Source organism: Rhizobium sp. T1470 (assembly GCF_042140505.1).
Lineage (GTDB): Bacteria > Pseudomonadota > Alphaproteobacteria > Rhizobiales > Rhizobiaceae > Rhizobium > Rhizobium favelukesii.
Window position 1 is genome coordinate 153,995 of record NZ_CP148091.1, and the last position, 13,662, is coordinate 167,656.

14 protein-coding genes are annotated in these 13,662 nt (G+C 58.7%); 13 read left to right on the top strand and 1 reads right to left on the bottom strand.

Features of this window, described 5'->3' with window-relative positions; translation table 11 throughout:
• The first annotated feature begins 206 nt into the window (after positions 1–206).
• Positions 207–1,190, top strand: a complete 984-nt coding sequence (gene galE, locus WGT02_RS00790; RefSeq protein ID WP_024313252.1) for a UDP-glucose 4-epimerase GalE — start codon at positions 207–209, stop codon at positions 1,188–1,190.
• A gap of 155 nt (positions 1,191–1,345) precedes the next feature.
• Here the strand turns inward: galE and WGT02_RS00795 are convergent, their stop codons facing one another.
• Positions 1,346–1,855, bottom strand: coding sequence for a DUF1993 family protein (locus tag WGT02_RS00795; protein WP_208249424.1), 510 nt, complete (start codon positions 1,853–1,855; stop codon positions 1,346–1,348).
• Positions 1,856–2,177: 322 nt separating this feature from the next.
• Here WGT02_RS00795 and WGT02_RS00800 point away from each other — a divergent pair, with 322 nt between their 5' ends.
• The 12 genes from WGT02_RS00800 (at position 2,178) to WGT02_RS00855 (ending at position 13,387) form a co-directional block, all read left to right on the top strand.
• The gene (locus WGT02_RS00800; protein WP_024313250.1) at positions 2,178–3,107 is read left to right on the top strand and encodes a sugar ABC transporter substrate-binding protein; all 930 of its coding nucleotides are present in this window, start codon (positions 2,178–2,180) and stop codon (positions 3,105–3,107) included.
• A gap of 70 nt (positions 3,108–3,177) precedes the next feature.
• Entirely contained in the window at positions 3,178–4,719 is a 1,542-nt protein-coding gene (locus tag WGT02_RS00805; protein ID WP_024313249.1) for a sugar ABC transporter ATP-binding protein, read from the top strand.
• A 31-nt stretch (positions 4,720–4,750) separates the two neighbouring features.
• Positions 4,751–5,776, top strand: coding sequence for an ABC transporter permease (locus WGT02_RS00810; protein ID WP_024313248.1), 1,026 nt, complete (start codon positions 4,751–4,753; stop codon positions 5,774–5,776).
• A gap of 158 nt (positions 5,777–5,934) precedes the next feature.
• The gene (locus WGT02_RS00815; RefSeq protein ID WP_024313247.1) at positions 5,935–6,993 is read left to right on the top strand and encodes a dipeptidase; all 1,059 of its coding nucleotides are present in this window, start codon (positions 5,935–5,937) and stop codon (positions 6,991–6,993) included.
• A 48-nt stretch (positions 6,994–7,041) separates the two neighbouring features.
• Positions 7,042–8,685, top strand: coding sequence for an ABC transporter substrate-binding protein (locus tag WGT02_RS00820; protein WP_208249423.1), 1,644 nt, complete (start codon positions 7,042–7,044; stop codon positions 8,683–8,685).
• Positions 8,686–8,703: 18 nt separating this feature from the next.
• Positions 8,704–9,771 carry an ABC transporter permease gene (locus tag WGT02_RS00825; RefSeq protein WP_024313245.1) on the top strand — a complete coding sequence of 356 codons (1,068 nt, stop codon included), beginning with the start codon at positions 8,704–8,706 and terminating at the stop codon, positions 9,769–9,771.
• Positions 9,768–10,703, top strand: coding sequence for an ABC transporter permease (locus WGT02_RS00830; RefSeq protein ID WP_208249422.1), 936 nt, complete (start codon positions 9,768–9,770; stop codon positions 10,701–10,703). The genes WGT02_RS00825 and WGT02_RS00830 overlap by 4 nt, the downstream gene beginning before the upstream one ends.
• Positions 10,700–11,533: an ABC transporter ATP-binding protein gene (locus WGT02_RS00835; RefSeq protein ID WP_024313243.1), complete on the top strand. Its 834-nt coding sequence runs from the start codon at positions 10,700–10,702 to the stop codon at positions 11,531–11,533. The genes WGT02_RS00830 and WGT02_RS00835 overlap by 4 nt, the downstream gene beginning before the upstream one ends.
• Positions 11,530–12,279, top strand: a complete 750-nt coding sequence (locus tag WGT02_RS00840) for an ABC transporter ATP-binding protein (protein WP_024313242.1) — start codon at positions 11,530–11,532, stop codon at positions 12,277–12,279. The genes WGT02_RS00835 and WGT02_RS00840 overlap by 4 nt, the downstream gene beginning before the upstream one ends.
• A 160-nt stretch (positions 12,280–12,439) precedes the next feature.
• On the top strand, positions 12,440–12,634 hold the full coding sequence (locus tag WGT02_RS00845; RefSeq protein WP_024313241.1) for a hypothetical protein: 195 nt from the start codon (positions 12,440–12,442) through the stop codon (positions 12,632–12,634).
• Between the two features lie 122 nt (positions 12,635–12,756).
• Positions 12,757–12,921 (top strand): hypothetical protein, encoded by a 165-nt coding sequence (locus WGT02_RS00850; protein WP_167546217.1) that lies wholly within the window; start codon positions 12,757–12,759, stop codon positions 12,919–12,921.
• 301 nt (positions 12,922–13,222) lie between these two features.
• Positions 13,223–13,387 carry a DUF1328 domain-containing protein gene (locus tag WGT02_RS00855; RefSeq protein WP_024313240.1) on the top strand — a complete coding sequence of 55 codons (165 nt, stop codon included), beginning with the start codon at positions 13,223–13,225 and terminating at the stop codon, positions 13,385–13,387.
• Positions 13,388–13,662: the final 275 nt, after the last annotated feature.

A 13,662-nucleotide genomic window follows, 5' to 3' on the forward strand; every position in this document is an offset into this window, starting at 1 on the left:
AGACCGCGTCTACGTTACTTTAAGACCTGGCCGCTGCGGGCGTTTCACGAACAGTAAATTCATCAGAAAAACTTCGGTCGAGCAATTTGCTAATGCCGTCGCCGACAAAATGAAGGCAACGCCCCTCCCCGTACGTTTCTTTCTTTTTCTCGCCATCGACCTGCCCTAAGTCTACCCTCATCCGAAACGGGAATTGAAGGTGGTGCATGGCAGGTGAAACGGTTCTGGTCGTGGGCGGTGCTGGGTATATCGGCTCGCACACGTGTCTCGATCTTGCGAACAAGGGCTTCAAGCCTATCGTTTTTGACAATTTCTCCAACGGACATCGCGAGTTCGTGAAGTGGGGACCTGCGGAAGAAGGCGACATTCGGGATCGGGCTCGTCTTGACGAGGTTTTGGCCAAGCACAAACCGGCCGCCATCCTACACTTTGCCGCGCTCATCGAGGTCGGTGAATCGGTAAAAGACCCGGTTGCTTTCTACGAAAACAACGTCATTGGCACGCTGACGCTATTGGCCGCCGCTCAGGCGGCTGGCGTCAAGGCATTCGTCTTTTCGTCTACTTGCGCAACCTATGGCTTGCCGCAGAGCGTGCCGCTCGATGAAACGCATCGTCAGGTGCCGATCAACCCATATGGCCAAACGAAATACATCATCGAGCAGGCGCTTGCCGACTATGACAGGTACACGGGGTTTCGATCTGTCGTGCTCCGCTACTTCAATGCAGCCGGGGCCGATTTCGAAGGTCGTGTCGGCGAGTGGCATCAGCCGGAAACCCACGCCATACCCTTGGCGATCGATGCCGCCCTCGGTCGCCGTGAAGGCTTCAAGGTGTTCGGCACCGACTATGAGACGCGTGATGGCACCTGTGTCCGCGACTACATCCATGTGCTCGACCTCGCCGACGCCCACGTCCGCGCCGTGGAGCATCTGCTGCGGGGCGGGGAGTCGATTGCTCTCAATCTCGGCACCGGCACGGGAACCACGGTGAAGGAACTGCTCAACACTATCGAGCGTGTGTCGGAGCGGCCGTTTCCTGTGGAATATGCCGGTCGTCGCGAAGGCGACTCGCACACGCTAGTTGCCAACAATGACAAGGCGCGGGAGATTCTCGGCTGGACGCCGCAATATGACCTGTCTCAGATCATCCGCTCGGCGTGGAACTGGCACGCAAAATCAAACCAGCACTGACATGCATCCATGACCGGTCGACCGAACATCCTGCTCATCACCGCGGACCAGCGGCGCGGTGATTGTCTGTCGGCGACCGGACATGCCTGCGTCGGGACGCCGAGCGCGCCGCCACGCATCTCACGAAACGGGGTCAGCCCCGGCGGTAAGTTCCATCAGGCGAGGCGTCCGAGATAGTCCATCTTGCCGACCGGAACGCCCTGGTTGCGCAGGATCGCGTGTGCCGTCGCAAGGTGGAAGAAGAAGTTCGGCAGTGCGAAGGTCATGACATACTCGTCGCCGCGGAACGTGATCTTGTTGCCCCCTGGCGAAAGAGCGATTTCCCGCGTTTCCGTTCCCTCGAGCGCAGCAGGCTCGACGGTAGCGAGATAGGCTTCCGTCTTGGCGACACGCTCGCGCAACTCGGTGATCGTCACTTCGTTGTCCTCGAATTTCGGCGCTTCGCTACCGGTCAGCCGCGCGATCGCCAATTTGGCGCTATCGGTCGCGCGTTGATACTGACCCGAGAATGGCAGCATGTCCGAAGACAACCGCGCGGCAACAAGATCGGCTCCGTCGATGCCTTTTTCTTTCGCGAAGTCGTCGGCTTTATCGAGATAGATCTTCAAGGTTTCAAGACCGTGCTGGAAGACGGGAACTGTCAATCGGTACATCGAGATGGGCATCGGTTTCTCCATGGAAGGCAGCGAACTGCTGCCGTTGGCGCGTTTATATAGTTCGCAACATCGCGCTTTTCACCGCCATGGGGTTGTCCGGCGAGATTTTCGTAGGGCGTCGGCGACCTCGTCCTTGAATTGGACTTGACGCCCCTGGCAGAAAATGGAATGAATATTCCGCAACAGAAATTTTACGGTTCGTTTGTTCCGTTTCTTGACGGACGGCCAACGGGAGATGGCACACAGCGAACAGATACTGGCTTTTGGGCACTGCCCGAAGCTCCGGCGTGAGGAGGGTGCAGCCGGACACCGCTTTGTGGAGGAAAGAAAAATGAAGAAATTTATCATGGGCACTGCTATGGCGCTCGTCCTGTCGACGGCCGCTCACGCTGAGACCGTCGGCGTCTCTATGTCGAAGTTCGACGACAACTTCCTGACTGTTCTGCGCAACGGCATGCAGAACTATGCCAAGACGCTGAACGGTGTGACACTGCAGGTCGAAGACGCCCAGAACGACGTCGCCAAACAGCAGAGCCAGATCCAGAATTTCATTGCTTCCAAGGTCGACGCGATCATCGTCAACCCGGTTGACACCGACGCCACGGCAGCCATGTCGAAGATCGCAGCTGAAGCCGGCGTTCCGCTGGTTTATGTCAACCGTGAGCCGGTCAACGTTGACAGCCTACCGGACAAGCAGGCTTTCGTCGCTTCGAACGAGCAGGAATCTGGCACGCTCGAGACCAAGGAAGTGTGCCGTCTGCTCGGCGGTAAGGGCAAGGCTGTCATCCTGATGGGCGAACTCTCCAACCAGGCTGCTCGCATGCGCACCAAGGATGTCCATGATGTTGTGGCAACCGACGACTGCAAGGGTATCGAGCTCGTTGAGGAGCAGACGGCAAACTGGTCGCGCACAGAAGGTTCGGATTTGATGACCAACTGGCTCTCTAGCGGCATCGAATTCGACGCCGTCATCTCGAACAACGACGAAATGGCAATTGGCGCCATCCAGGCCCTCAAGGCGGCCGGCAAGGACCTCAGCAAGATCGTGATCGGCGGCGTTGACGCCACCCAAGACGCGCTTGCCGCGATGCAGGCCGGTGACCTCGACGTGACGGTCTTCCAGGACGCTGCCGGGCAGGGCAAGGGCTCGCTCGATGCGGCTCTGACGCTTGCAAAGGGCGAAAAGGTGGAGAAGAAGGTTTACATTCCTTTCCAGCTCGTCACGCCTGAGAACGTCAAGGACTTCGTCGCAAAGAACTAACGCTTTGGAGAGCCAGGATGCGGGACATGGTTCCGCATCCTTCTTCAGTTCCTGTCCGGGAGGAGATGAGATGGTTGTCAGCCCGTCTACAATGGCTGCAGTGCGTCAGAGTGGCGCTGTTCCGAATGCGGAATACCTGCTGAGCGCAGAAGGTGTCCGGAAGGAGTTTCCGGGTGTCGTCGCTCTCGACGACGTTCAGTTCCGGCTGAAGCGCGGCACAGTGCACGCTCTGATGGGCGAAAATGGCGCCGGCAAGTCGACACTGATGAAAATCCTCGCCGGCATCTATATTCCCGATAAGGGCGAAGTGCGCCTCAAGGGCGTAGAGATTCAGCTTAAATCACCGCTCGACGCGTTGGAAAACGGCATCGCCATGATCCATCAGGAACTGAACCTGATGCCGTTCATGACGGTCGCCGAGAACATCTGGATCCGTCGTGAGCCGAAGAACAAGTTCGGCTTCGTCGATCACGCGGCAATGTTCCGCCAGACCGACGAGCTGTTTCGACGGCTGAATATCGACATCGACCCCGAGATCCAGGTTAGCGAACTTTCGGTCGCCAACCGGCAGATGGTCGAGATCGCCAAGGCGGTCTCCTACAATTCCGACGTGCTGATCATGGATGAACCGACATCGGCGCTGACCGAGCGCGAGGTCGAGCATCTCTTCAGGATCATTCGCGACCTCAGGGCTCAAGGCATCGGCATCGTCTACATCACGCACAAGATGAACGAGCTGTTCGAGATTGCCGACGAATTCTCAGTGTTCCGTGATGGCCGTTATATCGGCACACATGCGTCAACGGACGTCACCCGCGATGACATCATCCGCATGATGGTCGGCCGCGAAATCACCCAGATGTTCCCGAAGGAGGAGGTGCCGATCGGCGACGTCGTCCTCTCGGTCAAGAACCTCTCGCTGAACAACGTCTTCCATGACGTTTCCTTTGACGTGCGATCGGGCGAGATCCTCGGCGTTGCCGGCCTCGTGGGATCAGGCCGATCCAACGTCGCCGAGACCTTGTTCGGTGTGACGCCGGCGACGTCGGGCACGATCGAGCTCTTCGGCAAGACGACAGACATCGCCTCGCCGACCGTCGCAATCCGGAATCGTATGGCATTCCTGACCGAGGACCGCAAAGACACAGGCTGTCTGCTGATCCTCAGCGTTCTCGAGAACATGCAGATCGCCGTTCTCCAGGACAGCTTCGTCAAGGGTGGCTTTGTGCAGGAAAGCTCGATCGAGGCGACTTGCGAAGACATGGCCAAGAAACTCCGGGTCAAGACCCCCAACCTCGATGAGCGCGTGGAAAACCTTTCCGGCGGCAACCAGCAGAAGGTTCTGATCGGTCGCTGGCTGCTTACGAAACCGAAGATCCTCATTCTCGACGAGCCGACACGCGGCATCGATGTCGGCGCCAAGGCCGAGATCCATCGTCTGGTGACGGAGATGGCGAGAAATGGAGTAGCAGTGATCATGATCTCGTCCGAAATGCCGGAAGTCTTGGGCATGAGCGACCGCATCATGGTGATGCACGAAGGGCGTGTAACCGGTTTTCTCAATCGCGACGAAGCAACGCAGATCAAGGTTATGGAGCTTGCCGCGCAGTGACGCGGCCTCCGGCAACCGAAGGGAGGATATCATGAATACAAACGCAGCTGAGGCGGCAGCCCCCCTCGCAACGCGCGCGCGCAGACGACGTGTTCCGCCTGAACTCAGCATTTTCCTCGTCCTGGTCGGCATTGCGCTCATCTATGAAATTCTGGGCTGGATTTTTGTGGGCCAGAGCTTCCTGTTCAATTCGCAGCGCCTGACGATCATGGTCCTTCAGGTCGCCGTCATCGGCATCATTGCGGTGGGTGTGACGCAAGTTATCATCACCGGCGGCATCGACCTATCATCCGGCTCGGTCGTCGGCATGACCGCGATGATTGCGGCAAGCTTCGCGCAGGCATCGACCTGGCCACGAGCGCTCTATCCTTCGCTGACCGACCTGCCCTTCTTCATCCCGATCGGCGTTGGCCTCCTCATCGGCCTCGCAGCCGGCTTTATCAACGGACAGCTGATCGCAAAGACCAAGATCCCGCCGTTCATCGCAACGCTGGGCATGATGGTCTCGGCGCGCGGCATTTCGAAGTGGTACACCAAGGGCCAGCCGGTTTCGGGGCTCACCGATCAGTTCAATTTCATCGGCACCGGCATTTGGCCCGTGATCGTTTTCCTCGTCGTCGCGCTGATCTTCCACATTGCGCTGCGCTATACCCGCTACGGCAAGTTCACCTATGCCATCGGCGCCAATGTGCAGGCTGCGCGGGTTTCCGGTATCAACATCGAAGCCCACCTGATCAAGGTTTACGCAATCGCCGGTCTCCTGGCGGGTCTTGCTGGCGTGGTCACGGCAGCCCGCGCCCAGACCGCGCAGGCCGGCATGGGTGTCATGTACGAACTGGACGCCATTGCTGCGACTGTTATCGGCGGTACGTCCCTGACGGGTGGCGTCGGCCGCATCACCGGAACAGTTATCGGCACGATCATTCTCGGCGTGATGACCTCGGGCTTCACCTTTCTCAGGGTTGATGCCTACTACCAGGAGATCGTCAAGGGGCTGATCATTGTGGCTGCCGTCGTGATCGACGTTTACCGGCAAAAGAAACGCGCCAAGCACTGACGAAAAGCACTTCGGAACGGGAGCCTTGGCTCCCGTTTTTTGTTTCCGCTAACCATTGATGCGGAAGCGCAAAATTTCTGAAAAAAGTGGTAGCGTATTCCGTCAGCTTTTCTATTCTGCGCTCTTCATATCGCCCGCCCGGGCACACAGGAACGCAGATGCAATTCGTATTCGACGGCCATAACGACGTCCTCCTCCGGCTTTGGACACATGAACGGGATGGTGGCGATCCAGTCGCTGAATTTTCAAACGGAACAGACCTAGGCCATATCGATGCCCCGCGCGCCAAGGCTGGCGGGCTGGCCGGCGGCCTATGCGCAATCTACGTGCCCTCCGGCGATCTCGTTTTTGCCGATCCCGACAAGAACGGCCACTATGTCACCCCGCTTGCCGCGCCCCTCGAACCGCTTCCCTCGCTGAGGATCGCTACGGAAATGGCCGCGATCGCGCTTCGCCTCGACCGCGCAGGCGCCTGGCGCCTCTGCCGCAGCGTCAAGGACATTCGCCAAGCGATGGCCGACGGCGTCTTCGCGGCTGTGATGCACATGGAAGGCTGCGAGGCCATTGGCCCCGATCTCGCAGCGCTCGAAGTGTTCCATGCCGCCGGCTTGCGGTCACTGGGACCGGTATGGAGCCGGCACAATGTCTTCGGCCACGGCGTGCCCTTCGCATTTCCGATGTCGCCGGACACCGCGCCCGGCCTGACCGAGGCAGGCTTGGCGCTTGTGCGCGAATGCAACCGGCTCGGCATCCTGATCGATCTGGCGCACATCACCGAGAAAGGCTTCTGGGATGTTGCAAAGACAACCGATCAGCCGCTCGTGGCCAGCCACTCCAACGCTCATGCGCTAACGCCCGTTGCTCGTAATCTCACTAACAAGCAGCTCGACGCCATTAGAGAAAGCCGCGGCCTCGTCGGCGTGAACTATGCGACCGCGATGCTGCGCAGCGACGGTCGCTCCGATGGCGACACACCGCTCAGCGACATGGTGCGCCATATCGATTATCTCGTCGAGCGCATCGGCATCGATTGTGTGGCTCTCGGCTCGGACTTCGATGGCGCAACCATTCCCGAAGAAATAGGGGATGCCGCCGGTAACCAGAAGCTGATTGCCGCCCTCCAGCGCGTTGGCTATGGTGCACGAGATCTCGAAAAATTGGCCAGCGGGAACTGGCTGAGAATTCTGACTTCGGCGTGGGGAGAAGAGTACGCCTAAGCTTGCCTATCGCTTTGTATTGAAATGGAAAACAGGGGAACAAAAACCATGATAGTCAGCAAATTCAACCGCACCTTCCGTCTGCTTTCGGCAGGCGCCGCTCTGTCGATCATGATGGCCGCCGCACCGGCTGCCTTCGCGGAAACGCCGAAGGACACGCTGGTCGAAGGCTTCGCCATCGACGACATCATCACCATGGACCCGGGTGAGGCGTTCGAACTGTCGACGGCCGAAGTTACGAGCAACACCTACAGCCTGCTCGTCCGTCTCGACATGAGCGACACGTCGAAGGTCAAGGGCGATCTCGCCGACAGCTGGACGGTGTCTGATGATGGCCTGACCTACACCTTCAAGCTCAAATCCGGCCTGAAGTTCGCCTCCGGCAATCCGATCACCGCCGAAGACGTTGCGTGGTCCTTCGAGCGCGCAGTCAAGCTCGACAAGAGCCCGGCGTTCATCATTACCCAGTTCGGCATCAATGGCGACAACGTGACCGAGAAGGCAAAGGCGACAGATGAAAACACCTTCGTCTTCACAGTCGACAAGCCTTACGCGCCGAGCTTCGTTCTGAACTGCCTGACGGCAACTGTTGCCTCGGTCGTCGACAAGAAGCTGGTCATGGAGCACATCAAGTCCGTGACGCCGAGCGCCGACTACAAGTACGACAACGACTTCGGCAACGAATGGCTGAAGACCGGTTATGCAGGCTCCGGCGCTTTTAAGCTGCGCGAATGGCGCGCCAATGAAGTTGTCGTGATGGAACGCAACGACAATTACTATGGCGACAAGGCGAAGCTCAACCGCGTCATCTATCGCTTCATGAAGGAAAGCTCGGCGCAGCGCCTGGCGCTGGAAGCAGGCGATATCGATATCGCGCGCAACCTGGAGCCCGGCGATCTGGATGCGATCGCCAAGAATGCCGACCTGACGACCGTCGCTGCGCCGAAAGGGACCGTCTACTACGTCAGCCTCAACTCCAAGAACGACAACCTGAAGAAACCGGAAGTCCAGGAAGCCTTCAAGTATCTTGTCGACTATGATGCGATCGGTTCGACGCTGATCAAGGGCATCGGCGAAATCCACCAGACCTTCCTGCCCAAGGGCCAGCTCGGTGCGCTCGATGAAAACCCTTATAAGCTCGACGTGGCCAAGGCGAAGGAACTGCTTGCGAAGGCCGGCCTGAAGGACGGCTTCTCGGTGACGATGGACGTTCGCAATACGCAGCCGGTAACGGGTATTGCCGAATCCATCCAGCAGTCGCTCGCCCAGGCCGGTATCAAGATGGAAATCATCCCCGGCGACGGCAAGCAGACCCTGACGAAGTTCCGTGCACGCACGCATGACATGTACATCGGCCAGTGGGGTTCGGACTATTTCGACCCGAACTCGAATGCCGACACCTTCACCACCAACCCAGACAACTCGGACGCTGGTACGGTCAAGACGCTCGCATGGCGCAACACCTGGGAAGCGCCAGAGCTCGACAAGGAAACGAAGGCTGCATTGCTGGAGCGTGACGGCGCCAAGCGCGCTGCCATGTACGAGGACATCCAGAAGAAGTTCCTCGCCAACAGCCCCTTTGTGATCATCTTCCAGCAGATCGAAGTCGCAGGCGCTCGCAAGAGCTTGAAGGACTTCAAGCTCGGCCCGAGCTTCGACACCAACTATGTCGGCCCGATCGGCAAGGAATAATCCGGCAGGATTGATCCGTTGAGCATCATTGAGACAAAGACGGAGGTACGGCCCAAACCGGGCCGTGCTGTTCCCGTTGCCAAGGCGGTCGGGCGATTTCTTGTCGCCGCCGTCACCACTTATCTCGGCCTCCTGGCCGTGACTTTCTTCATCGGCCGCGTCGTACCGATCGATCCGGTCCTTGCGATTCTCGGCGACCGCGCGCCGACACATGTCGTCGAACGCGTCCGACACGAGCTCGGTTTCGACCTGCCGCTCTACCAGCAGTTCTACATCTATCTGAAGAGCATCCTTTCGGGTGACTTCGGAACCTCGGTGCTGACCACCAATCCTGTCATGGTCGACATCAGGCGCGTCTTTCCCGCGACGATCGAGCTCGCAACGCTCGGGACGATCATCGGCTCCGCAATTGGCGTCCCGCTGGGCGTCCTCGCTGCAGTCCGGCGAGGCAGCACGGCCGACCAGGTCGTCCGCGTCATTGGCCTGATTGGCTATTCCGTGCCGATATTCTGGCTGGCACTCATTTCGCTTGTCATCTTCTACGCCCAATTGCGTTGGGTGGCCTTCCCCGGCCGCATTGATATTGTCTTTGAATACAGTTTCACGCCGGTGACCGGCTTCTATCTCCTCGACAGCGCCATGCAGGGGCAATGGGACGTCTTCTATGACGTTTTTCGCCACATCATCCTGCCGGCCTCGTTGCTCGGCTATTTCTCGCTGGCCTACATCAGCCGCATGACCCGAAGTTTCATGCTCAACGAGCTGAGCCAGGAGTATGTGGTCGCGGCGCGCGCCAAGGGACTAACGGAAACCCGGGTGATCTGGGGTCACGCATTGCGCAACGCCGCGGTGCCGCTTGTAACCGTCATTGCACTTTCATATGCCGGCTTGCTTGAGGGTTCGGTGCTCACCGAGACTGTGTTCTCCTGGCCGGGCATCGGGCTCTACATCACCAATTCCCTTCAGAACGCGGATATGAACGCCGTCCTTGGTGGCACCATCATTATTGGCACGGTTTTCATCGGCATCAATCTTCTGTCCGACCTTCTCTACCGGACGCTTGACCCCAGGACGCGAAGCCGATGACGGTTCCCGCAAATCAATCAGCGCCACTGAGCCGCCGCGAGTGGCTGCTTTCCGATCGGCCGCAGTCGCGCACGCAGGCGCGATTGGGCCGAGCCTACGTGACCTGGCGCCAGTTCAGCGCAAACCGCCTCGCCGTCGTCGGTTTGCTGATCATCATTGCGCTCCTGTTTGTGGCTGCCTTTGCGAATGTACTTGCAACCCATCCGCCTGTTGTGGGCGACCTGAAAAATGCGCGTTTGCTGCCGCCGGGCTCAGAGGGCTATTGGCTTGGCACCGACGATCAGGGACGCGATATCTATTCCCGCCTCATCTATGGCTCTCGTCTGACCCTGCTCGTCGTCGTTCTCGTCGCAGCCATCTCGGCGCCGATCGGCCTGATCGTCGGGACGGTGTCGGGTTATGCCGGCGGCTGGGTCGATGCGACGCTGATGCGCATTACCGATATCTTCCTGGCATTCCCGAAGCTGGTTCTGGCCCTCGCCTTCGTCGCGGCGCTCGGGCCTGGCATCCAGAACGCCATCATTGCCATTGCTATCACCTCCTGGCCGCCTTACGCCCGCATTGCGCGCGCGGAGACGCTAACCGTGCGACGCTCCGACTATATTTCCGCGGTCAAGCTGATGGGCGCATCACCTTTGCGGATTGTGGTCCGGCACGTCATGCCGCTATGCCTTTCCTCGCTCATCGTGCGCGTCACACTCGACATGGCTGGGATCATCCTGACAGCCGCCGGTCTCGGCTTCCTCGGTCTCGGCGCGCAGCCTCCGTTACCCGAGTGGGGCGCGATGATCGCCTCCGGCCGGCGTTTCATCCTGGACCAGTGGTGGGTCGCCGCAATGCCTGGTTTCGCTATCCTGATCGTCAGCCTCGGCTTCAACCTGCTCGGCGACGGCCTGCGCGATGCGCTTGACCCGAAGGAGAGCGGCCAATGACCGAGCTCCTCACGGTTCAAAACCTCAAAGTCAGCTATCCCACGCGCACGGGCGTGATCGAAGCAGTCCGCGGCGTCTCCTTTGCCCTTGGAAAGGAACGCCTCGGTATTGTCGGCGAGTCCGGCTCCGGCAAGTCCCAGACGGGGCGCGCCATCATGGGGCTAACCCCGAAACACGGCATCGTCTCGGCCGACAAGCTCGACTTCAACGGCATCGATCTTCTCGCCGCATCCGCCAAGCAGCGCCGACAGTTGCGCGGCAAACGCATCGCGATGGTTCTCCAGGATCCCAAATATTCGCTCGATCCCGTGATGTCGATCGGCCGGCAGATTTGCGAAACGTTGCGAACCCATGAAAGGGTCGGCAACGCGGAGGCGCGCGATCGCGCGCTGGCGATGTTGGAGGCGGTTCAAATCCGCGACCCGAAGCGGGTATTCGACCTCTATCCGCATGAGGTCTCGGGCGGCATGGGTCAGCGCGCAATGATCGCCATGATGCTGATCGCCGATCCGGAGCTCTTGATCGCCGACGAACCGACCTCCGCGCTGGATGTCACGGTCCAGCTCGACGTTCTCCGGATCATGGACCGACTCGTGTCGGAACGCGGAATGGGGCTGATCTTCGTGTCCCACGACCTCCGCCTGGTTTCGTCCTTTTGTGACCGCGTCATCGTTATGTATGCCGGCAAGGTTGTCGAAGAACTCAAGGCATCGGAACTTAAGAACGCGCGCCACCCATACACGCAGGGCCTGTTGAACTGCATGCCCCAAATTGGCGAAAGCAGGCATCCCCTGCCGGTCCTCGATCGCAAGCCGGAGTGGGCCGCATGACCATCGCACTGTCAGTCGATAAGCTGAGTGTAATCTATGATCACTTCCACGCGCTAAAGGACGTCAGCGTCGATATCGAGACCGGCGGGTCATTCGGCCTAGTGGGCGAGTCCGGATCCGGAAAGTCGACCTTGCTCCGTGCTGTTGCTGGCTTGGCGCCGGTGGCGAGCGGCAGCATCAGAATCCATGGCGATCCCCTCGTCGGCGCCAAGCGATCCAAGGCCTTCTACAGACAGGTGCAGATGGTCTTCCAGGATCCCTATGGGTCCCTGCACCCCCGCCAGACCATCGATCGCCTCCTGCTCGAGCCGCTGGCGATACATGGCATCGGTGACAATGACATGCGGATTGCCCGCGCCCTCGATGAAGTCGGGCTTGGAAACGGCTTCCGCTTCCGGTACCCGCATCAGCTTTCTGGCGGTCAACGCCAACGAGTTGCGATTGCCCGCGCATTGATCGTCGAGCCGACGATTCTCCTGCTTGACGAGCCGACCTCGGCTCTTGACGCCTCGGTGCAGGCGGAGGTTCTGAATCTGCTCGAGCAGATTCGTCGTGATCGCAAGCTGACCTTCGTTATGGTCAGCCATGACCTCGGCGTCGTCACGCATATGTGTGATCGCCTGGTAGTGATGCGCGACGGCACCGTCGTCGAGCGACTGACCGCGACGCAGCTGGCGCAGGCAGCCGTGACGGAGGACTACACGCGAAATTTGATGATCGCCAGCAAGGGCTTCGTAAAAGCTTGAAGGGCAATCCTTTCGAAGAATTGATTTCGCTGAGGCTCGCTGGACCTCAGCCTTAACGATCAACTAAAACACGACCATTCGACTAGACTATTGACACCTCCCTTACTTCTGTCATGATCCGGTTAACGCCCGTTAATTTTCGTGATCATGGAGATCAGGCATGTTTTTTCTCGGCGGCATGACAATGGGATACCTGCAGCCACCGGCCAAAACCGATAGAGAAGCTGCAATCTCGACATCCATTCCCGCAGAGAAAGACCGGCGCTTGCTGGAAACGCCAGAAGCAGCGGTGAGGCCGCGCTATGGTGCCGGGAACGAGCGTTCCCTGCTCTGGGCGTGGCGAACTCTCGTCTAGGCACAAACGGACGGATTTTTTAACGCCGCCTAGCAGGACAGAATTTTATCTCTACTTATCAGATAGAGAAAATACGAAAACACGCTCTAACAAAAAGAAGCGCGGAGAAACGGAGGCAGCACATGGCAGACTTGGGTATCTCGCACGCTCATGTGAATCAATATGGTTCCGTCCAGACCAAGAAGCCGGTCACGGCACGCAGCAAGATTCAGCTTGTCGTTCACGCAACGCTTGTCACGGCGGCATTTCTTTTCGTCGCAGCCCTCGTCTTTGGCGTCGTCGGATAAGCCAAGAGCACGTAGCAGTCGGAAGATGCCGTGTCGGAACCATCCCGGCTCATCCTCTCGTCACATTCATTGTGAAAGGGAAAATGACGATGAAAGGCATTTTGCTTTGGTTGATCGGTATCCGATCCCGGTGATTATTCTACTCTGTCTCTTCCATGCAGTTTAAGACTGCGTTCGGTTGCCGGTATTGCAAAGGCGCGTCGACGCATCTTTTCTGTTGGCTGAAGCCGGCCTTGGAGCTCCAACGGAACCAATAGGGCGACCTCCCGTTATTTTGTCAGCAAAGACAAAGGAGATCGCCATGCTTTACTATGCACTTGTATTTCTCGTTGTGGCGCTGATCGCCGGCGTTTTGGGCTTTGGCGGCATTGCAGGTGCTTCGGCGTCAATCGCTCAGGTTCTTTTCTTCCTGTTCCTGATCCTGTTCGTCGTCTCGCTGGTTGTGCGCCTCATGCGGCGCGCTTGACAAAAACATTGGTGTAAAATGGGAAACCGGCGCTTGCCCAAGCGCCGGTTTCCTTTCGACCGCAGGAAATATCCGCACGGTGCCCGATTGCATCCTTTGAAACATCTTGACTTGAATTATCGCAATGGTGTCCAACTTTCCCGGAATGGCTCCGAAAGGGTGGAGGGCGCAACGGAGCCGTGTTCGCACATCGCCCACATAGGTCGCGTTTAAACCGTTTCGCATCGTCGGTTGATTACCGCTTCGATCTTGCTGTCCGGGATCAGGAAACCTCG

Excerpts from the sequence above, each read along its gene's own strand:
- galE (WP_024313252.1), top strand. The coding sequence starts at position 207 with ATGGCAGGTGAAACGGTTCTGGTCGTGGGCGGTGCTGGGTATATCGGC.
- WGT02_RS00795 (WP_208249424.1), bottom strand. The coding sequence starts at position 1,855 with ATGCCCATCTCGATGTACCGATTGACAGTTCCCGTCTTCCAGCACGGT.
- WGT02_RS00800 (WP_024313250.1), top strand. The coding sequence starts at position 2,178 with ATGAAGAAATTTATCATGGGCACTGCTATGGCGCTCGTCCTGTCGACG.
- WGT02_RS00805 (WP_024313249.1), top strand. The coding sequence starts at position 3,178 with ATGGTTGTCAGCCCGTCTACAATGGCTGCAGTGCGTCAGAGTGGCGCT.
- WGT02_RS00810 (WP_024313248.1), top strand. The coding sequence starts at position 4,751 with ATGAATACAAACGCAGCTGAGGCGGCAGCCCCCCTCGCAACGCGCGCG.
- WGT02_RS00815 (WP_024313247.1), top strand. The coding sequence starts at position 5,935 with ATGCAATTCGTATTCGACGGCCATAACGACGTCCTCCTCCGGCTTTGG.
- WGT02_RS00820 (WP_208249423.1), top strand. The coding sequence starts at position 7,042 with ATGATAGTCAGCAAATTCAACCGCACCTTCCGTCTGCTTTCGGCAGGC.
- WGT02_RS00830 (WP_208249422.1), top strand. The coding sequence starts at position 9,768 with ATGACGGTTCCCGCAAATCAATCAGCGCCACTGAGCCGCCGCGAGTGG.
- WGT02_RS00835 (WP_024313243.1), top strand. The coding sequence starts at position 10,700 with ATGACCGAGCTCCTCACGGTTCAAAACCTCAAAGTCAGCTATCCCACG.
- WGT02_RS00840 (WP_024313242.1), top strand. The coding sequence starts at position 11,530 with ATGACCATCGCACTGTCAGTCGATAAGCTGAGTGTAATCTATGATCAC.
- WGT02_RS00845 (WP_024313241.1), top strand. The coding sequence starts at position 12,440 with ATGTTTTTTCTCGGCGGCATGACAATGGGATACCTGCAGCCACCGGCC.
- WGT02_RS00850 (WP_167546217.1), top strand. The coding sequence starts at position 12,757 with ATGGCAGACTTGGGTATCTCGCACGCTCATGTGAATCAATATGGTTCC.
- WGT02_RS00855 (WP_024313240.1), top strand. The coding sequence starts at position 13,223 with ATGCTTTACTATGCACTTGTATTTCTCGTTGTGGCGCTGATCGCCGGC.